The 25063-nt window shown below is 37.7% G+C and carries 30 protein-coding genes; 9 read left to right on the top strand and 21 right to left on the bottom strand.

All coding sequences use genetic code 11. The annotated features are described in order from the left end of the window. Positions 1-76: 76 nt before the first annotated feature. Positions 77-778: a Crp/Fnr family transcriptional regulator gene (locus tag RCC89_10780; GenBank protein WMJ73643.1), complete on the bottom strand. Its 702-nt coding sequence runs from the start codon at positions 776-778 to the stop codon at positions 77-79. Positions 779-999: 221 nt separating this feature from the next. On the opposite strand from RCC89_10780, the gene RCC89_10775 reads away from it, so the two are divergent. Further along, positions 1000-1800, top strand: a complete 801-nt coding sequence (locus RCC89_10775) for a hypothetical protein (protein ID WMJ73642.1) — start codon at positions 1000-1002, stop codon at positions 1798-1800. A 49-nt stretch (positions 1801-1849) separates the two neighbouring features. Here RCC89_10775 and RCC89_10770 read toward each other — a convergent pair whose 3' ends face one another. Next, the gene (locus RCC89_10770; GenBank protein ID WMJ73641.1) at positions 1850-2491 is read right to left on the bottom strand and encodes a hemolysin III family protein; all 642 of its coding nucleotides are present in this window, start codon (positions 2489-2491) and stop codon (positions 1850-1852) included. A gap of 369 nt (positions 2492-2860) precedes the next feature. Here RCC89_10770 and RCC89_10765 point away from each other — a divergent pair, with 369 nt between their 5' ends. The 3 genes from RCC89_10765 to RCC89_10755 are packed head-to-tail and all read left to right on the top strand — an operon-like array spanning position 2861 to position 5995. Beyond that, positions 2861-4603 carry a sterol desaturase family protein gene (locus RCC89_10765; protein ID WMJ73640.1) on the top strand — a complete coding sequence of 581 codons (1743 nt, stop codon included), beginning with the start codon at positions 2861-2863 and terminating at the stop codon, positions 4601-4603. Between the two features lie 17 nt (positions 4604-4620). Continuing rightward, entirely contained in the window at positions 4621-5547 is a 927-nt protein-coding gene (locus RCC89_10760; GenBank protein WMJ73639.1) for an SDR family NAD(P)-dependent oxidoreductase, read from the top strand. Further along, positions 5537-5995, top strand: coding sequence for a hypothetical protein (locus RCC89_10755; protein WMJ73638.1), 459 nt, complete (start codon positions 5537-5539; stop codon positions 5993-5995). Before RCC89_10760 ends, RCC89_10755 begins: the two co-directional genes overlap by 11 nt. 77 nt (positions 5996-6072) lie before the next feature. Here RCC89_10755 and RCC89_10750 read toward each other — a convergent pair whose 3' ends face one another. The 12 genes from RCC89_10750 to ric form a co-directional block, all read right to left on the bottom strand. Continuing rightward, positions 6073-6687 (bottom strand): SCO family protein, encoded by a 615-nt coding sequence (locus RCC89_10750; GenBank protein ID WMJ73637.1) that lies wholly within the window; start codon positions 6685-6687, stop codon positions 6073-6075. Positions 6688-6706: 19 nt separating this feature from the next. Further along, entirely contained in the window at positions 6707-7501 is a 795-nt protein-coding gene (locus RCC89_10745; GenBank protein ID WMJ73636.1) for a formylglycine-generating enzyme family protein, read from the bottom strand. A 25-nt stretch (positions 7502-7526) separates the two neighbouring features. Beyond that, on the bottom strand, positions 7527-8993 hold the full coding sequence (gene nirK / locus RCC89_10740; protein WMJ73635.1) for a copper-containing nitrite reductase: 1467 nt from the start codon (positions 8991-8993) through the stop codon (positions 7527-7529). A gap of 318 nt (positions 8994-9311) precedes the next feature. Continuing rightward, a complete protein-coding gene (locus RCC89_10735; GenBank protein WMJ73634.1) occupies positions 9312-9773 on the bottom strand; it encodes a hemerythrin domain-containing protein in 462 nt (153 codons plus the stop codon). A 36-nt stretch (positions 9774-9809) separates the two neighbouring features. Beyond that, a complete protein-coding gene (locus tag RCC89_10730; protein ID WMJ73633.1) occupies positions 9810-10382 on the bottom strand; it encodes a molybdenum cofactor guanylyltransferase in 573 nt (190 codons plus the stop codon). Positions 10383-10439: 57 nt separating this feature from the next. Next, on the bottom strand, positions 10440-11816 hold the full coding sequence (locus RCC89_10725) for an alginate export family protein (GenBank protein ID WMJ73632.1): 1377 nt from the start codon (positions 11814-11816) through the stop codon (positions 10440-10442). Between the two features lie 31 nt (positions 11817-11847). Further along, the gene (locus RCC89_10720; GenBank protein WMJ73631.1) at positions 11848-12090 is read right to left on the bottom strand and encodes a twin-arginine translocase TatA/TatE family subunit; all 243 of its coding nucleotides are present in this window, start codon (positions 12088-12090) and stop codon (positions 11848-11850) included. 240 nt (positions 12091-12330) lie between these two features. Next, positions 12331-12768 (bottom strand): Rrf2 family transcriptional regulator, encoded by a 438-nt coding sequence (locus tag RCC89_10715; protein ID WMJ73630.1) that lies wholly within the window; start codon positions 12766-12768, stop codon positions 12331-12333. A gap of 21 nt (positions 12769-12789) precedes the next feature. Further along, the gene (locus RCC89_10710) at positions 12790-13113 is read right to left on the bottom strand and encodes a metal-sulfur cluster assembly factor (protein WMJ73629.1); all 324 of its coding nucleotides are present in this window, start codon (positions 13111-13113) and stop codon (positions 12790-12792) included. An 82-nt stretch (positions 13114-13195) separates the two neighbouring features. Continuing rightward, positions 13196-14485, bottom strand: coding sequence for a hypothetical protein (locus tag RCC89_10705; GenBank protein WMJ73628.1), 1290 nt, complete (start codon positions 14483-14485; stop codon positions 13196-13198). A 43-nt stretch (positions 14486-14528) separates the two neighbouring features. Further along, entirely contained in the window at positions 14529-15320 is a 792-nt protein-coding gene (locus RCC89_10700) for a DUF2249 domain-containing protein (GenBank protein ID WMJ73627.1), read from the bottom strand. Positions 15321-15324: 4 nt separating this feature from the next. Then, positions 15325-16272, bottom strand: coding sequence for an iron-sulfur cluster repair di-iron protein (gene ric, locus RCC89_10695; GenBank protein WMJ73626.1), 948 nt, complete (start codon positions 16270-16272; stop codon positions 15325-15327). A 244-nt stretch (positions 16273-16516) separates the two neighbouring features. Between ric and RCC89_10690 the strand changes: the two genes are divergently transcribed. Together RCC89_10690 and RCC89_10685 are read left to right on the top strand one after the other, a co-directional pair. Beyond that, entirely contained in the window at positions 16517-17689 is a 1173-nt protein-coding gene (locus tag RCC89_10690) for a COX15/CtaA family protein (protein ID WMJ73625.1), read from the top strand. A gap of 181 nt (positions 17690-17870) precedes the next feature. Continuing rightward, positions 17871-18560: a hypothetical protein gene (locus RCC89_10685; GenBank protein ID WMJ73624.1), complete on the top strand. Its 690-nt coding sequence runs from the start codon at positions 17871-17873 to the stop codon at positions 18558-18560. Between the two features lie 194 nt (positions 18561-18754). Here RCC89_10685 and RCC89_10680 read toward each other — a convergent pair whose 3' ends face one another. The 5 genes from RCC89_10680 to RCC89_10660 all read right to left on the bottom strand — a co-directional run bounded on the left by RCC89_10680 (position 18755) and on the right by RCC89_10660 (position 21992). Next, entirely contained in the window at positions 18755-19714 is a 960-nt protein-coding gene (locus tag RCC89_10680) for a rod shape-determining protein (GenBank protein ID WMJ73623.1), read from the bottom strand. A 50-nt stretch (positions 19715-19764) separates the two neighbouring features. Beyond that, the gene (locus RCC89_10675) at positions 19765-20265 is read right to left on the bottom strand and encodes a hypothetical protein (GenBank protein ID WMJ73622.1); all 501 of its coding nucleotides are present in this window, start codon (positions 20263-20265) and stop codon (positions 19765-19767) included. A gap of 79 nt (positions 20266-20344) precedes the next feature. After that, positions 20345-21196: a hypothetical protein gene (locus RCC89_10670; protein ID WMJ73621.1), complete on the bottom strand. Its 852-nt coding sequence runs from the start codon at positions 21194-21196 to the stop codon at positions 20345-20347. A gap of 29 nt (positions 21197-21225) precedes the next feature. Next, entirely contained in the window at positions 21226-21381 is a 156-nt protein-coding gene (locus RCC89_10665) for a hypothetical protein (GenBank protein ID WMJ73620.1), read from the bottom strand. Positions 21382-21476: 95 nt separating this feature from the next. After that, positions 21477-21992, bottom strand: coding sequence for a hypothetical protein (locus RCC89_10660; protein WMJ73619.1), 516 nt, complete (start codon positions 21990-21992; stop codon positions 21477-21479). A 433-nt stretch (positions 21993-22425) separates the two neighbouring features. Here RCC89_10660 and RCC89_10655 point away from each other — a divergent pair, with 433 nt between their 5' ends. Genes RCC89_10655 through RCC89_10645 form a run of 3 tightly spaced genes read left to right on the top strand, consistent with a single transcriptional unit; the run spans position 22426 to position 23253 of the window. Further along, a complete protein-coding gene (locus RCC89_10655; protein ID WMJ73618.1) occupies positions 22426-22590 on the top strand; it encodes a hypothetical protein in 165 nt (54 codons plus the stop codon). 60 nt (positions 22591-22650) lie between these two features. After that, positions 22651-22797, top strand: a complete 147-nt coding sequence (locus RCC89_10650) for a hypothetical protein (GenBank protein WMJ73617.1) — start codon at positions 22651-22653, stop codon at positions 22795-22797. Between the two features lie 12 nt (positions 22798-22809). Further along, on the top strand, positions 22810-23253 hold the full coding sequence (locus tag RCC89_10645; protein ID WMJ73616.1) for a hypothetical protein: 444 nt from the start codon (positions 22810-22812) through the stop codon (positions 23251-23253). Between the two features lie 74 nt (positions 23254-23327). Here the strand turns inward: RCC89_10645 and RCC89_10640 are convergent, their stop codons facing one another. After that, complete coding sequence (locus RCC89_10640; GenBank protein WMJ73615.1) at positions 23328-23804, bottom strand: cytochrome c; 477 nt, start codon at positions 23802-23804, stop codon at positions 23328-23330. Positions 23805-23850: 46 nt separating this feature from the next. Continuing rightward, a complete protein-coding gene (moaA, locus tag RCC89_10635; protein ID WMJ73614.1) occupies positions 23851-24834 on the bottom strand; it encodes a GTP 3',8-cyclase MoaA in 984 nt (327 codons plus the stop codon). Positions 24835-25063 lie beyond the last annotated feature (229 nt).

Genomic DNA, 25063 nt, shown 5'->3' with positions numbered 1-25063 from the left:
CTTTACAGCAATAATAAGACAAAAAAAAGACTGCTCTAAAAAAAAGCAGTCGTATAGACATAAAATGCGTTAACAGTCAGTCATACATTTTACTTATTTGAATCAATCTTTCCAGATCTAGTATGACAATATTGCTCCCTCTGGAAGAAATTATTTTGTCATTTTTAAATTCAGAAAGAAACCTTATCGCTGTTTCTTTGGTGGTTCCAACAATATTGGCCAGGTCTTCACGAAGGATATTTATAGAAGTACACTCTGTATTGTCTTGGCTAAAAGTCCGGTGCAACAACAGAAGTGCTTCAGCCAACCGCTCCCTAACCGGCTTTAGAGCCATGTGTGTCATACGTTCTTCTGCCTTACCTAACTCCACAGACATAAGTTTGGAAATCTCCATACTTACAGGAGATGTATACAATAAATTATTTTCAAAGTATTCTTTAGAAAAGAAACAAACCAAGGCATCTTCCAGGACAACGCCAGAAGCAGAGTATGGTGTACCTGCAACCAATGAGCGATAACCGATGATATCACCTTGTTTTGCAAGCCTCAAAATTTGCTCTTTGCCTTCGCTGTTGCTCTTTGCGATTTTTACTTTGCCGCTATGAATACAGTATAATCCCGAAGGGAAGCCATCCTCATGAAAAATTATTTGACCTTTCTTATACATAAAGCAGGATTTATGTTGATCCATATCGGCAACTTTCTCTATATCGCACCCTTTGAAAACAGAATCTTTTCTATGCTGACAATTTTCACATGTTTGAAGAGGAGCTTTCATATAAATCCTTTTTTTTACAAAGATCACATGAATATCAATTTTTCGGTAGAATGAAGATCATTGAAAAAACTGATTCATATCACTTTTTTGACACTTTTTAAAATCCAACCCCAAAATACTTAAAACGGAAACCAGATATGACCTTACCGATTTAAAACAATTCCCTATATCCTTACTTATAAACATATTACCATGAAGGAAAATTCAGAATAAAGTTAAAAATGAAGCATAAACTCATCTTCGTAGCAACATTGGGAGTTATTTTAATATTATCCTATAGTTATTACTATAGGCACACCTTGAGTTCTTTGCCTCCGAAGAAATACCCAGACATTAGCACAAACACAAATAAGAAGGCCAGCAAAAATGACCTATTGAAGGAAAACTTTGATTCGAAAGTATGGGCCCACCAAATCAATACCATTGAGGATCTTAAGGAGGTAGAATGTGTTTATAATGGTTTTGAGATAGATGTTTTTTTTAAAGTAAAAGAAGACTGTTTCGATGTCCACCATCCATCAGAACCGTCCATAAACTTAACGCTTGAAACACTTATAGATGCACTTGAAAACCCAAAAAACCACTACTACTGGTTAGATTTCAAAAATTTAGACTCATCTTCCTGTACACCAGCTTTGACGCATCTACAAAAACTATTGACAGATTTTTCAATACACAAACAAGTAATTGTAGAATCGCCAAACCCTAAACATTTATCTCATTTTACAGAGGCGGGTATATACACATCCTACTACATACCTAGCTTTTTGCCAAACAGGAGATCAGATGAAGAAATAAAAGATTATGCAGAAGAAATCAATCAAAATTTAGAGAGATATCCCGTCAATGCAATTTCTGGCTATCATTGCCAATTTCCATTTATGGACAATTATTTCTCTGATAAAGATATTTTGGTTTGGCACATTTATGACAGCAACAAGAACTTGTTTAACATGCTTTGGAGAAGAAAGCTGTTGAGCAATGAGAGAGTGAAGATTATTTTAGAAAGCAAATCTAAATAGGGCCTACTGAATAAGAAATCAGTATAACAAAGGCATTTTTCAGTACTTCCTAAATAACATAAACAGCTATGAGCAAAAAATGAAGGGCACTACCGGTCATTACCATGAGATGCCACACAAAGTGACCAAAAGGAATTTTATGATCAAATAAATAAAACACTATACCAAAAGTATACACCAGGCCTCCTGAAACCAACAACCAAAACCCTGTATCGGGAAGCTCTGCATATAAATAGTCTATTTTAAACACGATCATCCACCCCATTATAGCATACATAACTACAGAGGCTATTTCAAAGCGTCCAGTAAAAAACAGTTTCAGAACAATTCCCACCAAAGCCATTATCCATTGAATGGCAAAAATCACCCATCCAGTTACCCCTCCAACAACAAGCAGCACAACGGGTGTATAAGTACCAGCGATTAACAGGTAAATATTTGCATGATCTAAAATTCGAAATTTATGTTTAAGTTTTGCCTTTCGAACTGCATGATAAACCGCTGAAGCGCCAAATAACGAGAGGAGGCTAGCACCATAAATTACAGAGCTTAAAACAGCATACTGCTCACTGCTCTTTACGCCACAATAAACTAACAACACCAAACCTGCCACCGCAATCAAAGCCATTATCCCATGGGAAATGCTATTAAATAATTCCTCTATATTAGAGCTATGCGGCAGGTTATTCATAAGAAATCATTTAAATCCAATCAACCATTATCAACCCTGTTCATGCGATAAGTCTTTCCTTCACCGAAACCAATTTAAACAAACTGAATTATCATTTTCCAGAAAGCTTATCGCACTTACCAGGGTGGAAACAACCACAAACATTAAACCCGAAATACACACCAAAACTTCTATATAAGCAATATTTAACAAAGCTCTAAAGCCTTGTCTTTATTCTCATCATGCGAAATTTGCTGTACAATGAGGGTTCAAAGCCATTTGATAAATAATATATATAAATGTCACCATAAAAAACCTCCCTTTCAATGATACAGATCATTGTATGAAGTTCATTTAACAAAGAAGTTTGGGCTTAGAAAGCAAAGAAATATGAAAGAAGCAAAAGAAAACACCCCTACCTTACTTCACCCATACATTTTAAGCTATCTTGGCCCACTTTCTTTCTTTTCAATTTCCTCGTTAGTTTTTTTAATCCAACACGGATTCAGCCTTATACAAATTGGCGCACTGTTCTTTAGTGGTCTTCTTATTTGGACTTTACTGGAATATCTAATCACACGATATACCCTTCACACTAGTAAACCCGGAGCTATATGGAGCATCGTACATCATCACATTATGCACCATAAATACCCCCAAGAGATAAAGTACATATCCATGCCACTTTCTGTCATAGGCATTGTCTTTTTGACATTATTTATTATCGCATTGCTGACTTTTCAAATAGCGGGTCTAGCAATGGTAAGCGGGGTGGCCATGGGGTATTTTCTATACATTATCATTCATTTTTTATCGCATTTCAACACATTGCCCGAAAACGGTTTGCTAAAACCAATTTTATCGAGCCACTTTCTCCACCACGCAAAATATCCTCATAAATCCTTTGGGATAAGCACCACCCTTTGGGACTATGTTTTTGGCACTTTAGCCCCTAAAGAAATTTTATACAATCCAGATCCAGCCTCTGTAACAGTAAAAGAAAAATCTTATCAACTAGTTGAAGTATGTGATGCAGAGACAGAGCGTGCATTCTTATCTGTACCAAAAGTTATTTATCAAAAAGACCCCAACTGGATACCTCCCCTAGCCTCTGAAATAAAAGCAATTTTCGATCCTTTAAAAAACCCATATTTTACACATGGCGATATTTGCAGGTGGATACTAACAGATCAACAGGGGGTTGTATCGGGAAGAATAGCGGCATTTATAGATTTTAATAAAATGCATGAGGACGGAAAAACGATTGGAAAAATAGGTTTTTTTGAATGCATAAATAAATATGAGGCAGCCGAAACTTTGTTTAACAAAGCAACAGCATGGCTTCAAGAACACCATCAAGTAAAAATCATTGAAGGCCCGGCAAACTTTGGTGAAAATGACAAGTTTTGGGGTTTGCTAACGGAAGGGTACACCCCACCCTCCTATGGCATGAATTATAACCCGCCTTATTATAAAGACTTGTTCGAAAAATACGGTTTCAAAACAGCATACAACCAATTAACAAATCACCTGGATTTGAAAAATGGGCTACCAGAACGATTTAAAAAAATAGCAGAACGAGTTAATCAAAATCCACGTTATACTTTTCGCCATTTTGAATATGAACACACAGACCGATATGCTAAAGATTTTGTAAATATATACAATGAAGCTTGGGCTGACTTCCAAAATTTCAGCCCTATGTCTGAAACTTACCTTAAAAACTCCCTAAACGAAATCAAAGCAGTGGTAGAACCATCATTTATATGGTTTGCCTATGTAGATGAAAGGCCGGCCGCACTACTAGTGGCCATGCCAGATGCCAACGAGGTGCTCAAATATGTAAAAGGCAATTTGAATACTATAGGGAAGCTAAAGTTCCTATTTTATAAAAAACTGAAAGGATTCACCTGTGCAAGGGTAATAATAATGGGCGTGATACCTCAATACCAATGCTTAGGCCTAGAGTCAGCCCTTATATTAAATGCTTATAAAGCAGGAGAACGACTGCCCCAATATAAATCCGTGCAGCTAGCTTGGGTGGGAGACTTCAATCCCAAAATGATTGCTATACATAAAGCTATGGGAGCAATTGCAGACAAAAAGCATGCAACATTGAGAAAACACCTTTAAAACTAGATTGAAAAAGAATGACAGAACAGAAATATGCGGTTATAACAGGTGCAAGTCAAGGAATAGGCAAAGCTATGGCAATGGAGCTTGCAGCACGTTCGTACAACCTTATACTGGTAGCTTTGCCTGCATCTGGTTTAGAGGAAACTGCAAAAACGATAGAAAAAAGATATAGAATAGAAACAATTCTATTTGAAACAGACCTTTCGGACATTGCCAATGTGCATAGTTTTTATAAATCAGTATCAGCCCTGAACCTGAGCATACATGTTTGGGTAAACAATGCCGGTGTAGGATACCAAGGTGAACTATGGGATATAGATCCGACTTTTTTCAACAAATTATTGAGTCTGAACATGAACTCATTGGCAACACTTAGCCGTTTATACATCAAAGATTTGAAATTGAAAAAAAACAAAGGATATTTGCTAAATGTTGGAAGTTTGGCATCATTTTTTCCATTGCCATACAAAGCCGCCTATGCAGCTTCCAAATCATTTGTCCTTAACTTTTCAAGGTCTTTAAAAGAAGAAGTGAAAGGTGACGGCATTCATGTAAGCTGCATATGTCCAGGACCGGTTGTTACTAATGAAGGTGTAAAAGAAAGGATTGGCAGTACACAAAAAGCGAAGTACTTTATGACTACTCCAGAGAAACTTGCACAAACAGCCATAGAAGGCATGTTCAACAAAAAAGGAGTAATTGTTCCAGGATTTCTCAATAAGATACTGGCTTTTATTTCCAAGGTAGTCCCTCACTTCATTATTCTTTTTGTCACACGCGATCTATTTGCACGTAACAAAGAACCTAAAAAGTTCGAAGAACCTTTAAAAGAAAACAAAGTTTCAAACAGCATCAATCTTTTAAAGGATAACCTTGAACGGCGTCCTGCTTTACGGCAACAAAGAATGAAATTAAATACCCGAAATAACTATGATAAGTAAAAATCTTCTTATTGTTGGCTCAATGTTTTTGGCTACAGCATGTTATAATTTTGAAAAGCCACAAAACACTCGTCAGGGCAATGCCAATGTTGCACAACAAGACGATTCCAAAGATAATGATGTCATCAACTTAAATGGCGACAAAAAATGGAAAATACCTGACCATATGATGACGCATATAAATCTCATAAAAGAAGACATTCGCAACTTTGAGGGGAGGTCAGAAGAAGATTACGCACTGTTGTCTCAAAATATAGATAAGAACATAGATGAGCTTACAAAAGAGTGTAGCATGGAAGGGCAAGCACATGAAGAACTGCATAAATGGCTAGCACCTTTTATAAAAAGCACTCAAGAACTTTCTTCAGCTCAAGACATCCAACATGCATCACATGAACTTAGAAGACTACGCACTGCTTTGGAAGAGTTCAACTTTTACTTTGAATAAAAGTACACATCATAAAAATAAAGCCCGGCAACATGTAAAGTTTTCCGGGCTTTTTATTTCTATAAATATGCACCCTTTCATAAGGATAGTTTTCTTATATGAGACACAAGCTTAGTAATATCTTCTCCAAGTCCTTCCTGCTGAAAGACAATTTCTCCCTGAGCATCCAAAAGGGTCAATATATTTGAGTGTGCATAATCATCCCCTTCTTTCTTAAACTTCACATTGAGCAAGTGAGAAAGCTCAAGTATGTTATGTTCTGTCGATGTAATCAACATATATCTGTCACTCAACTTATTCCTTTTAGAATATTCAGTCATTTGTGCAGGTGTGTCATTTTCAGGATCCATGGAAACAAGTACAATACCAAGGTCTGACGAAGAGATATCTTGAATTTCTTCTTCTACCCTTTTTAAGTCAGCAATGAGCCTAGGGCAAGCATAAGCACACTTGGTATAAATCATCACCATTATTTGGGCCTTGCCTTTCAAATCTTCCAAATGTAAAATCTGGTCATCTTGAGTTACCCACTCCGATTCAAGGTTATAAAGAGACAGTTCTGATATATCTTCAGAAAAGCTCACTTCTGCATCGGCGCCCTCTGATTTTGAACAACAAGAGGAACTGTTTTTTTTGCTACATGAAAAAAACACAAGCAGAATGGTCAAGCATGTTATTATATTAGTTTTCATACCTACAGGTGTTTATGGGTTAATTTACAGGTACACCTGACGCACACCTAAAACCAAGATTAGATACAGAGTATTTGGCTTTAAGACTAGAACGGAAGGCATATCTCATATAAGCTACATAATTAGAAACATCAGATGAACCACTAGACCCTGCCCCACAAAACAATTGTCTGTCAAGATCTTCGTTGGCCCTGGACTCACCTTGGAGCAAAGCGGAATTAAAATCACTAGTCCACTCCCAAATAAGGCCTATCATACCATGTGCACCATAGTAGTTTTTAAAACCATCTGTAACAGGCGGCAATACCTTAGGGTTTGGTTTACTGTACCAGTCTAAAATCCGCTGATAGAATTCTTTGTCGCGTGCTGCATTTGCCTTTGTTTCACTCGCCAAAGCGGCATATTCCCATTCGGTAGTAGAAGGGAGAGACTTTCCTTGACATTCACAATAAGCCTTTGCGGCAAACCAGGAAACATTGACCACTGGACGGTCATCTAACATTTCACGTTCTTTTTCAGATAGTGTATCTGAAGACCAATGCTTCAGATAACTTTCATTAGCAAAAACCCTCTTAACTTGGCTTTTTTTCCAAACAGGATTTTCCTTTACAAAAGCTTCAAACTGTGCATTGGTGACAGGAAAAGCATCTAAGTAAAAATCCTCAACTTTTACCGGAACGGAATCACTTCCATAAAGTGGCACAAAGGTTCCTCCCCCGACAAAAACCATGTCAGGGGAAGGGTTAACCTGTGCAAACAACCGAAGATGAAAAGTTGTAAGGATTAATATGCATATGAAAGTTATCCGTAGCATAGTCAGGTTATTTAAAATGTATCAATTAGTGTTTATAAGCAGCTTTTGCTTTTTTCACCCTTTCAGGGGTCACCTCGCCACCTTTATTATCCCAGTTATTAAGGATATAGGTCATTACGTTGGCAATTTCCTCATCAGAGATTTTAATGGCCGGCATGGTACTGTTATATATCTCACCATTAACCTTAATCTGTCCTTCCAAACCATGTGCAATGACACCAATGGCCCTATCTATATCAGCATTTAAGTAATCAGATTTAGCAAGTGGAGGGAAAGCCCCTTTGATACCTTGTCCTTCTGATTGGTGACATGCTTGACAGTTCGAAGCATAAACTTTTCTTCCAAGCTCCATTCTCTCAGCCTTATTGGTAGCTACACGAGGCTTGTTCTCTCCTTTAGAAGGCATTTCTTGTACAGAAGAACCTTCTGGTTGATAAATACCTTCTGAAACCAGTCCAGAATATATAGTTAAGTCTTCAGGCCCTTCCACTTTTAACATACCCAAGGCACCTTTATTAAAGGTTCTAAAGATAGAGTGGTCTACTAGGATATATGTTCCAGGAACATCAACTTTAAACTCAGTAATAGCCGATCCACCCGCTGGAATTAGAGTAGTTTGAACATCGGTATTGATGTTAAAGCCTCCTTCAGGATAAACCTTGTCAAATATTTCACCAATTACGTGGAATGAAGACACCAGATTAGGACCTCCGTTACCAACAAACAATCTTACTGTTTCACCTACCTTAGCTGTAATGGCATTGTCTCCGGTAAGTGCTCCAACAGATCCATTGAATACTACGTAAGAAGGTCTTTCATCCAAAGCTTTTTGCATATCAAACGGCTGAAGCCCTTCTTCGCCAAATTCACCTTTTGTATAAAAGTCACCCTGCATGACATAGTATTCTTTATCAACAGGAGGCAGACCACCTTCTGGCTCTACCAAAATAAGCCCATACATACCATTGGCAATGTGCATACCCACAGGAGCAGTCGCACAGTGGTATACATAAAGACCAGGGTTCAATGCTTTAAAATTAAAGACTGTTTTATGCCCAGGAGCTGTAAATGAAGAAGAAGCACCACCACCTGGTCCAGTCACCGCGTGCAAGTCAATATTATGCGGGTTTTTGCTGTCAGGATGGTTCATTAAATGAAACTCTACTTCGTCATTCTGCCTGATCCGGATAAAGCTGCCTGGAACGGATCCACCGTACGTCCAGAAAGTGTATTCAACACCATCAGCCATCTCCATTACTTCTTCCGTCACTTCCAGCTCTACTACAACTTTTGCCGGATGATCCCGGGTAATTGGAGGAGGCACATGTGGCGGAGCCGTTAACTGAGCTTGAATGGTTGGAAGCTCTTTAGGTGCGGAAGACTTTCCTTCTTTCACCTGAGCATTTGGTTTCGAATTACAGGAGATCAGCCCTCCTATAAGTGCTACTGCAAGCACTTTTGCAAGAGCACGGGTTAATATTTTTCTGTCCATGTCTGTAGTGGTTTAAATATTTATTTAATCCAAAGTAAGCACCTTTTCAAGTCATAAAAAATGAGAGGCATCATCTAAAAAAAGTGATACTAATTAACTTTATCATTTTATTTAGAAAACAAATAATCCAAATTATAAAACAATGACTTTCATCACCAAAACACATTACATATACATGGAAATATTAAAAAAGCAAAGACAAAAAAGAAAGCATGCCTATCTATAAAATTTTAAAATTATATAAACAGACATGCTTAAAGTAAAAAGATAAGAATATTCCTAGATTACTCAGACAGCTTTAAGAGAATAGTATTTTTATCACTTCCAGAACTCATCTTCTGGCTGTGGCATTTGCTCTGAAACTACCTCAGGCTTCATTGCATAAAGCTCCTCTTCTGTACACTCATCTTGTATTTTTGTAAAAAATATTCTTTCCTCAAAACGAATATGCTTCTCCAAATCATCAGTTAATTGAACCAAAGCCTCTTCTACACCCTGCGACAAGTTACCTAACCCTTCAAACTGCTTTTGTAAACTTTTATGGTCTTCAATGATCTTTTTCACATCTTGATCTTCTGAAGGAAACTTATTCAGAATCAAATGCTCTTCATTCTTCATATGGGGCAACAGGCATGATTCATAAAAAATTTGACAGTAATTTACCATTCTTTCCGATGGCACTTTTTTAGCTATTCCTTGAGAAATTTTCCACCCCAAGAGCAAGCCTAAATGATGTTCCCTAGAATAATCCTGAAGCGCTATATGTCTTTTTAACGGCATTGTATTTTTTGTTTTGTGTTACTTCAAATTTATCATTTATGCACTAATTAAATAATCACCACCTCCAAAAAGATTCAACGAATCTGCTTTGACTACTTTACAATTCAAAATATTCACCAAGCTATTCAAACGAGATTCGCCTCTTTTTATAAGGTGGTTAATTTTATTTAAACTACTAATATTATAGCAAGCACACAAAGGATATAATTTATCATTAACCTGAGGCAAAACCAAATCATATTCATTGTACATTGTTAACTGTTTCAAAAATTCAGAAGAAACCATTGGGATATCACAAGCCACCAACAAATTTCTAGAAGTACTGGAAACAGTAAGGGCTGTATAGATTCCACCTAAAGGACCTAGCCCTGAAACTAAATCTGTGTATACTGGCAAAGCCAAATGGTTGTAATCGTTAGTGTTTGCACTGATCTTTATTTCCGATGTAATGGTTTTTAACTTATCAGAAATATTCTCAATATAGCTTCTCCCCTGCGACCTCAACAAACCTTTAGGAAAGGCTCCGGGGCTAAGCGTATCATAACCGGCCAATATAAAAGCAGTGATGTTATCTGCCTCCGTCTGCCTATCCTTGGTTTTAGAGATCATAACAACAGGTTTTGATTTAAAATATTTTGCCACGCAATAGAAATTCTATTACTTAGGTTAAATGGTTACATTAAGCATAAGATATGCCCAGTGGCCTATATTGTTTCTTTCAGTAAAAGGAGGCTTTACAACTTTTAAAGATTCAGTGGCAAAGAACATAGCGTATCCTCCTTCAATATTAAATCCAGGCATAAGCTGATAATTCAGGATTAAGTCCACCTCAGTCCCTAACCTCCTACCATATTCTGTTTGCCCTCCTTCGGCGTCTGCCCCAAAAATTCTACCATAAGAGTGAAACTCGTGAACATCTACAAAAGCAAAAAACTTTTCTGAGAATTGATATTTTGTACGGAAATAAAAGTCATTGAGACCTACCCGAGCAAATGGATCAGCCACATAGAAGTAGTCCATTAAACCCCAAAACTTATGAGGCGTACCGTACAAAGGGTCAAAGGCACGGTTTACCCCTGAGGTTTGCCCTCCATCATTACCTGAAAGAATGTCAACCCCAGGCCCAATACTTAATCCTCCGGCAACCTTATAATTTGAATATACCGAAGCCATCCAGGCACGGAGGTTATTTCCTAACATATCGCGGCCACCTTGTGCATATACACTAGCGTTCAGATACAAGTCATTGTTGAAAAAACGCATTTCTGAGTTAAGACCAGTTGTCATCCTACTCCAGGTATTTTCTTGAAAAACAAGGTCGCCCCCATCCCGTTCAAACCTGTTAAAGTCGTCTTTAAAGAAGAGGAAGTTCACCTGTCCAGGCTTAATGGTGCGATTAACATATAAAAACTGTGCTGACTTATACATAGTCCCAATCTGATTTGTACCTGGAGGATAACCAGGCACAAACCCTAAACTAGGATCAGGAATACCTGCATATACCGTCCCATGTTTCCTTTCATTATTCTGGTTATAGGCCACACCTGCATGCAAATACCATTTTGGGAAATGAGTTTTAAACAGGAGCATATCATGCCTTCTACCTTGCTGTAACCAGTCCAGATTACCTAACAAACGGTGGTCATTATAAACGAGCTCCTGCCGGCCAATTTTAAAAGCGGCGTTTTGAATAAAAGCAGACGTGTCGGACAACTGGATTTCAGCGTAAGCTTGGTGCAACATCAATCCCATGTTAAAATCCATGGTATTTCTATTGATAGTGGACACATCCTGTCCCCAAACCCGTACATCTTGCAAGCTAGTATAAAAAGTAATCCTATCTTTTTTATAACCGACATTGAACCTGGTTCTCTGAGACGTAAAAAAAGCAGGGTCAGCTCCTGTTATAGGTAGCGTACCCTGCCCTTGCCTCAATTCGGAACGAGTCCTTAATTGTCCTGAAAATTCAAATTGGGCTTCTGCATTATATGTTAGCAGAAGAAGCAAAACCATAGTTATGCTTAGATAAAATGAGGGTCTCATGATAATGAAAGTTTAAATTATAATAAATAGGCTAATGATTGGTGGTGGTTTCACTACCAGCATGCTTTGTGCTTTCTTGCTCTATTTTACCTACTTCCTTATCTTCTTCACCTTCACCACTCATACCCTTTTTAAACTCTCCAATCCCCTGCCCTAATCCCTTCATCAGTTCAGGAATTTTTTTTGCACCAAAAAAGAAAAATAAAATAACCCCTATAAGAAGTAGCTCGCCCATTCCAGGCATACCGAATAAGAAAATTGTGTTGTATATCATAAATCAAATATTTTCAAGTCTGACGACTGCTTGTTTATGATATAAAGGTCAGCAAAACACGGGTCAGCTCAACTGATGTAGCTTAGTTAGAAAAATGATATTAAGCATCTGTTGACAAAGGGGTATATCACTAATTTAGACAAAGTATACTTTTGCTACTTTACCCCTAGGTCCTAAAAATAAAAAATCCTCTAGCATCTACCAGAGGATGAAATCACATTAACAAGGAATAACTATTGCCTATTTATGAATAAAAACTTTGTTATCATTAATTTCATTAATAATAACATCTAAAGTACGCATTGAAAATGCCAGCTTTATATTATCCCTATACACTTTGAAAGAATCATGTAACGGACAAGGTCTTTTATCAGAGCACTTTTTAAAACCCATACCACATTCCTTAAAATATGCCAATCCATCTATTGCTTCCATAATGTTCAACATGGAAATTTTTTCGGGTTTTTTCTCAAGAAAGAAACCTCCATTGGGACCTTTGGTAGACGCAATAAGTTTATGTTTTACAAGGGACTGAAGTATCTTAGCAAGGAAAGGAGCCGGAAATTCCAAAGATTCTGCGATATCTTTAATACCCACTTTATGATCTTTTGAGGAGTTGAGGGCTATATATACAACAGCCCGCATACCATATTCACACGATTTAGAAAGCATAAGCATGAAAATAAATGGGTCTTTAAGTTATGAAAATCTAAGTAATTTCTTACCCTCTTCTGTGATAAAATCAGGATTCCATGCTGGTTGCCAAATCAAAGACAAAGATATGGTTGCGTCTGAAAATTCCTGAGCAAGACGTTGTTCAGTAACATTTGGCAATATTTCTGACATGGGACAAGACGGTGTAGTCAACGTCATGTCTACTTCCAACTTATTCTCTTGCTCAAAATATTCTATCCGGTAAATTAAGCCCAGGTCTACCAGGTTTACGTTCAATTCAGGGTCATACACCTCTTTCAATACCTCTTTTGCCCTTGTTTCTATTTCAGAATAGTTATTCGTTTCCATAACTGTAATATTTAAATACTGCCACTAATTAATTAACTACACCCTATTTAACAGAAGGCATAGAAAATAACATTCTTATATACTACCTCATATTTTTCAAGTATGGTTTATGTAAAATTGCCTTGAACATATTGATATTATGAAGCAGTGCTGTCACTATCAGCACACCACAGGAAAGACTCATCAACAAAGAGTATCCAAACACTATGGACGCAAATACACCAAGAAGCCCTATGAGCAAGCCACCCATAGTATAACGCGAAAGTCGCTCTGACACCAAATCTTTAGGCAATGGCACTCCTCCTTTTCCTGCCAGGTCTTTATACTTATAAGTCCAGATAATGAAAGGAAGAATTTTAATCCCCTGCCCCACCACCAAAACTCCACAAAAACCAAGCAATACAGCAAATCCAAAGGCGACCCTTACCAACATCATGTATTCTTCTTTGAGAAAACTAAAAGGCGATAGACTTCCAAGGACTATAGATACTCCTAAAAAGATAAAAGCATAGAAGGTTAATTTCATTCCGGTATCAAGGCCTTTCCTAAACCTTTTCCGGTAAACTTCTAGCATAAAGAAAATGTAAAACACAACAGCCGCAACCACAAACAAACTACATACAAAGATGTAAGCAGCCGGCAGCTCAAAGTAGAACGCTACAGCCAAGGCTGCCAGACCGGCATTGCCGGTATACCAGGTAAACTTCAGTTTGTCAGTGTTTACATTATGAACCAGTAGAAACATGGGAATTAACCGGGAAGACACACCTGCAATGAGCATGAAGAACCACCCTGCAAGCCCTAGGTTGGCATGTATTTTCAACATTTCCAGATGTGAAACCGGGATAAAAGCATAGCTAAAATTAAACACCAGCAAAGTTCCGATCAAAGCTGTTATAAACAGCCATATGACAGAAGACGAAATTAAGTCTGCTTCAATTTTCCATTTTTGACAATCCCTAACAGACAAAAAGAAATTGATACAAAAGATCGATAAAGAAAGAAAAACCATAACGCCCCCGACCTGCATAACAGGACCAGCTTGAAAATTCCAAAAGGCATAGGTCAATAAAGGCAAGCCAGATACAAGAAGTATAAAAGTAGCAGCAGACAGTTTTTCACTGTACACGCGCACCTCTAACACTACAGGAAGGATCATCAACAGAGATCCGAATATTATTGGCGTAATCAGACCCAAAGTGGCCACATGTGTTACTGCCAATAACTTAGGCTGAAAATAATGTCCTCTTACTTCTGTACCGGTATAATAGAGCAACACCATTACTACCAATAAGGATAAGGAAGACAACACGAAGTAAGGCAATATTGCGTACAACGATGGTAATTTCTTATTTTCAGTTCCCTGTAGCATAACCAGGCATGTTTAATGGTTTACATAACAAAATCCATAAAAATTATCGGTAAATAATAAGCTTCACATTGTTTTCGTCTGCAACTTCATAAGCATATTTAAAACCTTTTTCTTCCAGCTCCGGCAAAAGCAGGTGCGGAACCTTCTTATGGTGAACGAGCAAGGCTTTATCAGGCAAAAGCTTTTCCAGCTCTGCCAATATGGCCATCATAGGCCCCGGCATTTCCAACTTCTTCACATCTACTTCTACCATATTATCCTGATAAGTCACTACCAGTTCCATAAAATTACCATTCTCTCCACAAGTATCTTCTCCAACAGAATCTGGCAACTTTTCAAACTTGAACGAGGTGTAAAACAACCCATCCTTCTGTTCTGTCTTATATTTATACCCTTGCCTTGAGAGCAGGTTTATCAAAGGAACAGGTTCGAAGGTGTTGATAATTACCAGAACTTTATCCTTGCCTAATTCTTTCAGTTTTTTAAGTATATTCTTTAGAGGGTCTCCGCCAGCAGATAATACAGCCCTTACATCCATTTCTACAAGCTCCCCATCCCAAGCTTCAGGCTCCTGCTCAGTTTCCACTTCTCCCACAGGCACTCCTGTAGGCATTTCAACCACAAACCCGACTTCTTTCAGTTTTGCCAAAATAGAATCAGGCGTAGTTTTGCCTATACCGGCTGCTTGCTTCACAGTAACTCGTGAAGCAAGCAACTTTCTCAGTATAGGGTTTTTCAGCTTTTGAAAATGAGGGTTTACAGAAGCAATAGCCTCTATAGCCAGCTCATTTTCTTCTATAATGGATGATATTTTGGTATTTTCAGTAACTATCATCTCTTTAAGGGAAAAAGCGTTTCTCCATTTCTAGTGCTTTAGGAAACAAAATATTGTTTTCCAAGTGCACGTGATTGATCAAGTCTTCTTCAAAATCCTTAAGCAAGCCAAAAGTCATTCTAAAGCTGTTACATGCATACTCTGGTGGAGTATAGTCATTAGTCAGTTCCCTTATCTTAGTTAAGAAAGACGATGCTGCTTCGTGTTCTTCTTCCATAACGGCTACAGGATTTTTTACCGAACCGAAATGAGGCGGGGCAATCGCTCCATTGTTCCTATTAGCTATAGCCAGCTCTTTAATATATGGGAACAAAACCTGCTCTTCTTTAAACATATGGCTGGTCAGTTCATCAGAAAGCTCTACCCAATAGTTTCGTATATCGATCAGTTCAGGATGAGAATCACCGTGTACCCTAACTACTTTATTTAGAATTTCATTGATTTGAGGAGAAATCTCACGAATAAACTGGTGGTGGGTACTTTCAATATGCCTAATCAACTCATCAGCTTCGAGTTTATTGAACACATCAAAGTCTCCAACATCTGTAGCAGAAGCTTTTTCAAGTTCGGCTTCGACCTCTTCCTTACTTAAACCCTTTTCCTTTATAGCCTCATCTAGTGACTTTTTACCCCCACAGCAAAAATCAATACCCAACTTTTTAAACACCAATGCTTTTCTGTGATCAGAAGCAGCAATCTCCCCGACAGTCTTTTCCCCGGCGGCATTTTTTCCAATGCGAACTTGCCACTCTTCAGGCCCCTGCTCTAAATATTCCCAATTAAACTGGTCTGGACGCTCTGCCAGGAACTGGTAGAACAATGGTTTTGGATCATGATCGTTTAGAATAACAAAAGATTCACCTGGCTCAAGTCCATCAAAAGTTTCAAATATGGTAGGATGTTTTAACCTTGGTTCTATCACCCGTACATCTAGCACTTGTATTGTGTTCATAATTAAATTGTTTTATAGATTAATAGACCTTTTTATCTTTAATTTTCCATTATTCTCAACTGCATATCAAAGGTATGCATTAAAAAATTCAGATAAACTGATCTAAATCATTTATAAAAGTGATTTATGAAACTAGCTTTAATTTTAAGAAATAAGCTATTTAAAACTTGAGATATGCAATAGAATTAGCATGGCAGCAAAACAACTTTAAATCAATAGCTTTGCTCATATCTGTGCTTAAAGCATGGTTAGAGCCATAAGTTTAGACCGAAAAGTGCTTATTTTTCGTTATTTTGCTGCTTATGACAAAATCTACCTCTTAAACCAGGTTAAAAAAGGAAAAGGAAGAAAACATTTAACAGACGTAATGAAAAAATCAGACAAACTTATTCGCCTTTGGCTAATATCAGGCGCTTTTTTCGTGTTGACCATGGTAGTCATAGGCGGCATTACCCGACTTACCGGCTCAGGACTATCTATAGTAGAGTGGGACCTGGTTTATGGCATCCTCCCTCCTCTTAATGAACAGCAGTGGAACATAGCTTTTGATAAATACAAAACCTCTCCAGAGTATCAAAAAATTAATTACAACATGGATTTAAGCGGGTTTAAACAAATATTCTTCTGGGAGTATTTACACCGTTTAATCGGTAGGTTTACAGGATTTTTATTTATAATTCCCTTTGCCATCTTTTACGTTAAAGGCTATTTCAGCAAAACTATTTTAAAAAAAGTATTACTAATATTTACCCTAGGACTTTCTCAAGGCGTAATGGGTTGGTTGATGGTTAAAAGTGGGCTTTCGGACATACCCCATGTAAGCCACTATCGGCTGGCTGCACATTTGGTACTTGCTTTCTTTATTATTGCCAGCATTGTATGGGCTATCAACAGTTTGCAGTCAAATAAAAATAAAAAGGGGCAACTTTCTCCTATCGCACTCCTACTTTCAGGCTTACTGTTATTACAAATTATATATGGAGCATTTGTAGCAGGGTTAAAAGCAGGGTATTTTTACAACACATACCCAGATATGGGCGGGTTCTTTATCCCTCCTGGCATTTTTGATAAAACCCCGGCACTTATCAATTTGCTTGAAAATGCTGTTACTGTACAATTTGTCCACCGCTGGATTCCATTATTTATCGTAGGCTTGCTCTTATATATGAAGTTCGGGACAAAAGAATTCAAAAAGTCCTATAAAATCACAGAAACTACAAATTACCTATTTTTCACCATAGTTGTTCAAATCGCACTAGGAATAAACACGCTATTGTCAGGCGTGAACATTATATCTGGCGTACTCCATCAGATTATGGCGGCAGTGATATTTATGCTTTCAGTACAGCTCATTTACCAAACAAGGGAGGTAAATGAAAAACAGGAGGAAAAACAAACGATTTTGGAGCCTGTCTAACAAACAAAACCTTCCGCCGCAAATAAAAAATACTGCGGAAGGCTTTATTATATATACAAAAGCACTGAACCTATCAGATATAACAAATCAGCACCGCTTTCGTTTATTAAAAAGTTGACCCAAATCATTTACTTCCAAATAATTTTTAAATATTTTTAATGCATATTAGTTGATACAGGATATGATAACAAGATTGCTCTTTCTTCTTGCGATTGCTTTGCCAGCAACGCTCACAGCGTGCCCTCCAGAGGCTAAAACAAGGTTAGCATATCATTTATCTTTTGCCAAGCAACTTTATGAAAACAAAGGGCACTCTTTCCATGTAGTATTGCCATTAGCCACTTATGAGAACAACTATAGTTCTCAACTTGACTTTAGCCATTTAAATAACCCTGTTGCGCATTATAGAATAGAGAAAAAAGACTTTTATGCAACCGCTGGAGTTGTTGTACCTGCACTTTTTCTTGGCAACGAGCGTGACTACAACTACTCCTTACAGTTTGCAGGGTCAGCGGGCTACGCTTATGACATAGGCAAGTTCACTTTCCGCCCAGGGGCTGAGTTTATGAATACACGTCACGATATGTTTTTTGGAGACTTTACAGCACTATCCATCCCACCAACATGGGCAGCAGAGGAAAACTTCAAGATTAATGTTATTACAAACTTTATGGTGCGCAGAAAAACATTTTCTAACATTGACCCACACCAAAAAGACAGGCACCACACAGACTTAAATCTTAGGGTTGCACTTGAGGCAAAAATCCGTCAAGTATCCGTGGTAGCAAACTCTATAATAAGTTTACAAAGAGAAGAAACACTCTCTACTCCGAATCAAACTTTTAGCTTAGGTTTGGTATATAACCTTTAACCATATCAAAACAACGGCTAACTACTTTTAAACAGCAGGAACCAACACCAGAAATAAACAAGGCACAACCTGTTCTGTTTATCAAGTAATGCAATGTAAAAAGCTATTTAGTTCTGGAAACTTAAGAAAGCAAAGCGAGGGACAAATTAATATGCAAGAACAGACTTACAGCTAAAATAGCCTCAACAATTCTTTTAGGTAAACAGATATTTTTTGTACTGTTCAAAATTTTTCATTATTTCCCCGATACCTTTTATATTATCATTAAGCGGCTCATTACTGATGGCATAATCCATATCAACACTTAAAGCAAGTTGTTTGCACAGTCCTGAAACTAAAGCCCCACCTCCCGTAAAATACATACCATTAGCAGCAACCTTATCCATGTCACAACAATCTGTCGCCTGCTCTATTATCTCTAGCACCTTATCTTCAACAACCTTATAGAAAATATCCCAAACAGGTGAAAGCTGCTCTTGCTTAATAACTGATTTCTGAACATAGAAACCGGGAGAAGAGACGGGCTGCCCTAATGAAGCGATTATTTCATCCAGCTCTTTATCTGATGCACGTAAACCAAAGTTCCGAAAAATGAAATTCCGCAGCATTCGCCAAAGTTTACATGTTCCAAAAGGAATACCGCCTTCACAAACCAGCCATGAATTTGAAAAAACAGTAACTTCTGTTTTTGAAGCACTTATATCCACAATCACAAAATCTTTTTTCCTCTGTAAAACACCCAAACCGATAGCAGCACTTACCGGCTGCCAAGTCATATAAACCTCTCTTGCACCTGCGTGCAACCCAGAATCTCGGTATGCCCTTTTTTCTACTTCTGTAACATTAACAGGAATACTAAAATACATACTATGAGCAGGGGTTAACCATGAAGTTTCATTAAGCCCTTTGTTTACCCCATGTCTCAAGAGGTTTTCAAATGCATGAAAGTCACCGATAACACGATTAACAGGCCAGATAGTTTCGTGACGTGTATTTTCCAGCGCATTGAACCCATGTCCGGAAACCTCACCACTTTCCGGAACTACAGACACCACTGAAGGTTCGTTAAAGATAATCTCCCCTTCGCAAACAAGCCGAAGATAATAACTACCCGGATCAATACCGATGGTTTTAGAAAAATTAAAAAGTCCCATAAGCTATTATAAAAAGGATGGAAGTTAAGTTAATCAAAACTTACATGGTCTTATGATTTTGAATACATCAACATCTTAAATGCAAACAAGGAAAACAAAAGCAAGAAAACACCCCACTCTGCAAAAAGCATAAAAGTCGGATATGAGACATGAAAGACCCTCAGAAAAACAGGAACAACAAACAACCAGACCCACAGTACCTTCAGGTGATCAAGAAGTTGTTTGACCTCCTTGCTCAGATAATGGACAGAGTACACCAAAGGAAGCCCGGCAAGACCAGTTGTGATAAACACATCTGCCCCCGGCCAGTGCATAATTTCAAGAAGATTGCCAAGGACAAAAATTCCAGCAGATACTATCATTAAGCTATAGAAGACTGTCCTGCTACGCAGGCTGCCATAATACAGCAGCAATCCAATGGCAGCCAGACGCCCCACGCCCAATATGTTCCGCGTTACTTCCTGAACATTATAAATACCAGTCAGAGACAGGATTTCGCCCGCTATTCCCACAACCAGCATTATCAGTACTGCTAGTATTGCTATTTTCATGAAAAACCTCCAGGTAACTTATATTATTTATTCCCAAAGCTCATTAGCCAGATAAAGCTGCTAAAACTTTCTCAAAACATCATTTTTGCAACTTATCCAAATAAGGAGAAAGCAGCTCCTCAAGCTCAACAAACTTTTTATGGTATATTTCACCAACATGACTTAAATACTTATTCATTTCGCGACTATAAAACATTAAAGAATATGTTAAACTATAATTAAAATCCATCTTGCCAATAAACCTATCACCCCTATCTACAAACACCAGCGAAAAATCATAAACACCACTAAGCGTAGGTATATAATTAAAAGAACAATTGTCTAAAACAAGATTCAGAACTTTTTCTTTCAAGGAGTCATTCAGAATTTCTGCTTTCTCTATATACCTGAAAATAGTATCTTGAAGCTTAAAGTCTTGTATATCTGAAACATCTCCACTTTGATAAACTAAAAAATAAACTTTAGCAATATCAGGTACAACAGATTCAAAAGAGTAAGAATGGCCGGAGATTTTTTTTGAAAATTCTTCCTGATCATTAAGAAGTTGCCCATAAACTTCACATTCACACCCTGCAATCATAATTTTCACCAGTTCTGCCTTATTAATCATCCGGTTTCCTGACGATCTGAAGTCGAAGTATTTTAACTGAATGCTTGTTTTTCCATCTTGTCTGGCTATTTTGTATCCTTTCCTGAAGAAAAATTTGAGACTGTCACAGTAAACATGGCCATATCCAGGCCAGCTTATAATAAACTCATCTTGCAAAAGATCGTTTATCTGACTATTTGAAATTTCAGGAACGATATCTGTATAAATGTTTTTTCCTTGAAAAAACATATTACCACTATAATCAGAATAGCCAAAGTGTAAAACTTGAGTTAACGCCTGATACTGGCAAAAAAGAAGCAACAAAAAAAAGATACTCTTCATAACCTTTAACAAAAAATATTTGGAGACCTTTAAAAACCAGTCGCAAAAAGTCTCCTCGCCCCGTTTATACCACATTTCTGATACTTGTTATAAGCCTGCGCAGCCCTTTCCCGGATTTCATTGCCCGACTCCTCTCCTATCCACCCGTCAATTGCGGCTTTCAGGACATAAGCCTCAGGAGCCATCAGGTTTGTTGTCCACAAAACCGGGTTTGCACCAGCCTTTTTTATTTCTGGAGCATAATATGACTGGCTGATACATGCTAAAATGATTGCATCCCTTATCTTGTCGGTGCTTCTGCGTAAGAAATATTCACTCCAAAATCCATCAGACCATCATGACCTGTATAGGCAAGCAGATCTGACCCACCGCCGAAGCTAAGCTTAAGATCACCTGAAGTTATTTCCAAAGGCTGCTGTCCATTTGCCGCTTTCAGAAAATCTTCGGTACATACTTTTATCTGTTCTCCGTCATAGGCATCTGCCAGCATATATACATCTTTCTCCTTAAGCTTGAAAAGCAGTCTTTCAAGCACAAAGGGACTTTTACTTTTTATTTCTTTAATTAGTTCCCACTCCGGTGACTTATGTTGAAAATAGGTTTTTACACCATAGGAAGCTCCCCAATACAAATTGTTGCGCGGATCCTTTCCGTTGCCTATAGATGCAGGAACTGGAACGATGCCCTGATGCTCATTGTCACAAAGGGCTACAAACACATGAATGTTTTTAACTTGTCCTGAAACGGCAGAGGCATAAAATACAAAAAGCAATAAAAGAAAAAAGGCATTTTTCATGTTGTATGATTAAATTTATCCTGAAAGCATCCTAAGAAAAGTATATAAAAGCACCTCCTTTTAGCAGCGCCTTGCTAATACAAAACAAAATAAGAAAATAAACGGGCAACCTCTAAAAAACACCAAACATATAACAAGAAACCTTATATCAACAACTGAACCTGACCTACATCATTGATAGACTTGATGATGCTCATTGCTCCAGGCCATGTCCCTTACTATTTTTACATTATGAGGGGCAAAAGAGCAAAAAATAAGCGTATTTGGTATGCAAAGCATAGTGGTTCTATGGTTAAAAATCAAATGCGAGCGAAGCGTCTGATTTGAAGTTATTTTGCCACGCAATAGAAAGTTATAATGCATATTTCAGGTTTAAAATGAAACCGCAAACATTTGTTGTCTATAGGAGATTTTAATGGCAAAAACATTGATTATGCAACAAGAAAAGAATACAGCACCAAGCCTTTCAACATTCGACCTTACAAAACTTGTCACACAAATCAGACAGGAAGGAAAACTGGAAAACAGTGGCCGTAATGCAAAAACGCTATTGAAAACAGATGAAATAAGGGTTGTATTGAATACAATGAAAGCATGAACAACAATAAAACCGCATCAGGCAAACGGTCCTATAACTGTCCAGTGCCTGGAAGGAGCAATGAAGTTCAATACTGATAAAAACTCAGCAATACTAAACAAAGGAGACCTGCTTTCACTAGAGGCCACCGTACGTCACAGTGTGAAAGCTATAGAAGATACTGCATTTTTATTGACAATAGCTTCATTTAACAAAACAGAAAACTAAAACTAATATATAATGAAGAAACTCCCCTTACTGCTGGCACTTGTACTGACTCTGACTATTATGAGTTGTGGACAAAAAAACGATAATGCTAAGGCACATCAATCAGAACAAACGAACACTCATAAAGAAGACATAAAACTAAACGATGGCAAAAAATGGAAAGTCAATGAAGAAATGGCTTCTCACATTGAGTTTTCAGAGGAGCTGGTCAAAAACTATATAAAGTCGGGCGAAAAGGATTACCTGAACCTGGCAAGGGAACTAAATGAATCCAAAAAGAATCTGGTTTCCAGTTGTACCATGAAAGGCGAAGCGCATGACAACCTGCATACTTGGCTACACCCTTACATAGGTTTGTTACAAAAACTGGAAGCTTCAAAAAATGAAAATACAGCCCAGGAGACCGTTCTGGAAATTGAAGAAGCCTTTAAGACCTACAGAAGGTATTTTGAATAATTAGTTTAGGCACAACAAATATATGAATGAAAAAAGTTAAGGAAATCGTCCCTTAACTTTTTTCATTCACTTTATCAGTCAAGCTCCTCTACTTCACTTAGGGTCCTAAAGTATTCTAAGATACTCCTTGCCTCTTGTTGTGTCAAGTTCTGGTTAGGCATAGGAGAAAGGTATTCTTGCAGCAGTTGCCGGGCAATAGGATCTTCTCTCACCATACCATCTGGGTTTAGGATCATGTTCATAATCCACTCAGGGCTTCTTCTAGCAGTAACCTCTTTAACAGCGGGGCCAATGTACCTTTGCTCTACCTTATGACATGCGGTACAGTATTGTTCAAATAATTTCTGGCCTTCACCAGCCATTGCCTGATCGATTTCCGCCTCAAGTGCTACTTCGTCAATAGGGCCTACACCTTTTACGCTCATTGGGTCAGCCAATGCATCAACTTCTTCCTCTTCCTGAGGATGTTCCCTGTCGCCATTACATCCAGCTTGAAATATAACAAGCATCAAAAAAAAACCTGTTACTCTAAACACTAACTTGTTCAGCATAATATTTGATTTAACTTAAGACTAAATTGGATATGAGGGTATAAAATCACCCTCCTATAACAGACATAGATTCTTTATTTTTTTTCCCACTTTCTTTCTCAGCAGCAAACCCATTGATAGGCTTTTTGGCAATAGCATTATTTATTAACTTCAATAATGCATTATCATCAATCCCTTGCCTAAGAGCCGTTTTCAGGTTCAATGCAGGATCTCCATACAAACAAGTACGGAAATCACCGTTTGCAGAAATTCTCATACGGTTACAAGCTCCACAAAATGTCCTTGAAAATGCTGGAATCACCCCAATACTTCCCTTAAATCCGCGAACCTGAAAATTGGTAGAAGTAGAGTTAGGTGCATTATTCATTTTTTCCAGCTTCCCAAAGTGTTGCGACAAAAAATATAAAATTCTTTTATAGTCCCAATGCAAGATTGCATCCTGTGTTCCACTAGCATTGAAAGGCATTTCTTCCAAAAAACGCACCTCAACATTATGTTCCTCAGCTAATTCTGCAAGAGGGATAATATCACCAATATTCCTCCCCTTCATGACCACGCAATTGACTTTTATATCAAAACCGGACTTGATCAAGTCGTGCAGGTTCTGATATACTTTATTGAAATTATCCCTTCGGGTAATCCTGAAAAAATTCTGTTCATTCAGACTGTCGAGACTTACATTAATAGATTTAACCCCTATGGACTTCAATATATCAATGTATGGCCCAATCAAGGCGGCATTGGTTGTGATACTGAGCTCAGGAACATTCTTAAGAATACTTAATTCCTTCAAGAATAAATGAAGACCTTTCCTGACAAATGGTTCCCCTCCTGTAATTCGGATTTTATTGACCCCATTATCAGTCAAAAGCGAAGAAATTCGCAACAACTCTTCATAAGAAAACACCTCTTTTTTAGGCAAATGTGGGATACCTGCTTCCGGCATACAATAAAAGCACCTAAAATTACACTTATCGGTTACTGAAAGCCTGAGATAATTTAACTTCCTATTATACTGATCCGTAAACATTAGCGATGTGCAATTGATAAAAGTAAAAATCAACCTAGATTATGCATTAGCTTTCGGGGCAAAAGAACAAAAAATCAGGTATTTGTTTTGCAAAGCATAGTGGTTCTGTGGTTAAATACCAAATGCGAGCGAAGCGTCTGATTTGAAGATATTTTGCTACGCAATAGAAAGCTCTAATGCATATTTCAGGTTTAAACAACTTTCAAGTCGCTATATTGTTTGCACTTGG

This window comes from Cytophagaceae bacterium ABcell3, from assembly GCA_030913385.1.
Lineage (GTDB): Bacteria > Bacteroidota > Bacteroidia > Cytophagales > Cytophagaceae > ABcell3.
Note: the sequence above shows the minus strand (reverse complement) of the source record. Positions and strands in the feature narration are given on the sequence as shown.

Excerpts from the sequence above, each read along its gene's own strand:
- RCC89_10710 (WMJ73629.1), bottom strand. The coding sequence starts at position 13,113 with ATGGAAACGAATAACTATTCTGAAATAGAAACAAGGGCAAAAGAGGTA.
- RCC89_10760 (WMJ73639.1), top strand. The coding sequence starts at position 4,621 with ATGACAGAACAGAAATATGCGGTTATAACAGGTGCAAGTCAAGGAATA.
- RCC89_10705 (WMJ73628.1), bottom strand. The coding sequence starts at position 14,485 with ATGCTACAGGGAACTGAAAATAAGAAATTACCATCGTTGTACGCAATA.
- RCC89_10645 (WMJ73616.1), top strand. The coding sequence starts at position 22,810 with ATGAAGAAACTCCCCTTACTGCTGGCACTTGTACTGACTCTGACTATT.
- RCC89_10715 (WMJ73630.1), bottom strand. The coding sequence starts at position 12,768 with ATGCTTATGCTTTCTAAATCGTGTGAATATGGTATGCGGGCTGTTGTA.
- RCC89_10730 (WMJ73633.1), bottom strand. The coding sequence starts at position 10,382 with ATGATCTCTAAAACCAAGGATAGGCAGACGGAGGCAGATAACATCACT.
- RCC89_10685 (WMJ73624.1), top strand. The coding sequence starts at position 17,871 with ATGATAACAAGATTGCTCTTTCTTCTTGCGATTGCTTTGCCAGCAACG.
- RCC89_10690 (WMJ73625.1), top strand. The coding sequence starts at position 16,517 with ATGGTTAGAGCCATAAGTTTAGACCGAAAAGTGCTTATTTTTCGTTAT.
- RCC89_10770 (WMJ73641.1), bottom strand. The coding sequence starts at position 2,491 with ATGAATAACCTGCCGCATAGCTCTAATATAGAGGAATTATTTAATAGC.
- RCC89_10675 (WMJ73622.1), bottom strand. The coding sequence starts at position 20,265 with ATGAAAATAGCAATACTAGCAGTACTGATAATGCTGGTTGTGGGAATA.
- RCC89_10765 (WMJ73640.1), top strand. The coding sequence starts at position 2,861 with ATGAAAGAAGCAAAAGAAAACACCCCTACCTTACTTCACCCATACATT.
- RCC89_10745 (WMJ73636.1), bottom strand. The coding sequence starts at position 7,501 with ATGCTACGGATAACTTTCATATGCATATTAATCCTTACAACTTTTCAT.
- RCC89_10650 (WMJ73617.1), top strand. The coding sequence starts at position 22,651 with ATGAAGTTCAATACTGATAAAAACTCAGCAATACTAAACAAAGGAGAC.
- RCC89_10660 (WMJ73619.1), bottom strand. The coding sequence starts at position 21,992 with ATGAAAAATGCCTTTTTTCTTTTATTGCTTTTTGTATTTTATGCCTCT.
- RCC89_10780 (WMJ73643.1), bottom strand. The coding sequence starts at position 778 with ATGAAAGCTCCTCTTCAAACATGTGAAAATTGTCAGCATAGAAAAGAT.
- RCC89_10670 (WMJ73621.1), bottom strand. The coding sequence starts at position 21,196 with ATGAAGAGTATCTTTTTTTTGTTGCTTCTTTTTTGCCAGTATCAGGCG.
- moaA (WMJ73614.1), bottom strand. The coding sequence starts at position 24,834 with ATGTTTACGGATCAGTATAATAGGAAGTTAAATTATCTCAGGCTTTCA.
- RCC89_10680 (WMJ73623.1), bottom strand. The coding sequence starts at position 19,714 with ATGGGACTTTTTAATTTTTCTAAAACCATCGGTATTGATCCGGGTAGT.
- RCC89_10665 (WMJ73620.1), bottom strand. The coding sequence starts at position 21,381 with ATGGCTCCTGAGGCTTATGTCCTGAAAGCCGCAATTGACGGGTGGATA.
- RCC89_10725 (WMJ73632.1), bottom strand. The coding sequence starts at position 11,816 with ATGAGACCCTCATTTTATCTAAGCATAACTATGGTTTTGCTTCTTCTG.
- RCC89_10735 (WMJ73634.1), bottom strand. The coding sequence starts at position 9,773 with ATGCCGTTAAAAAGACATATAGCGCTTCAGGATTATTCTAGGGAACAT.
- RCC89_10750 (WMJ73637.1), bottom strand. The coding sequence starts at position 6,687 with ATGAAAACTAATATAATAACATGCTTGACCATTCTGCTTGTGTTTTTT.
- RCC89_10775 (WMJ73642.1), top strand. The coding sequence starts at position 1,000 with ATGAAGCATAAACTCATCTTCGTAGCAACATTGGGAGTTATTTTAATA.
- RCC89_10755 (WMJ73638.1), top strand. The coding sequence starts at position 5,537 with ATGATAAGTAAAAATCTTCTTATTGTTGGCTCAATGTTTTTGGCTACA.
- ric (WMJ73626.1), bottom strand. The coding sequence starts at position 16,272 with ATGAACACAATACAAGTGCTAGATGTACGGGTGATAGAACCAAGGTTA.
- nirK (WMJ73635.1), bottom strand. The coding sequence starts at position 8,993 with ATGGACAGAAAAATATTAACCCGTGCTCTTGCAAAAGTGCTTGCAGTA.
- RCC89_10655 (WMJ73618.1), top strand. The coding sequence starts at position 22,426 with ATGCAACAAGAAAAGAATACAGCACCAAGCCTTTCAACATTCGACCTT.
- RCC89_10720 (WMJ73631.1), bottom strand. The coding sequence starts at position 12,090 with ATGATATACAACACAATTTTCTTATTCGGTATGCCTGGAATGGGCGAG.
- RCC89_10700 (WMJ73627.1), bottom strand. The coding sequence starts at position 15,320 with ATGATAGTTACTGAAAATACCAAAATATCATCCATTATAGAAGAAAAT.
- RCC89_10640 (WMJ73615.1), bottom strand. The coding sequence starts at position 23,804 with ATGCTGAACAAGTTAGTGTTTAGAGTAACAGGTTTTTTTTTGATGCTT.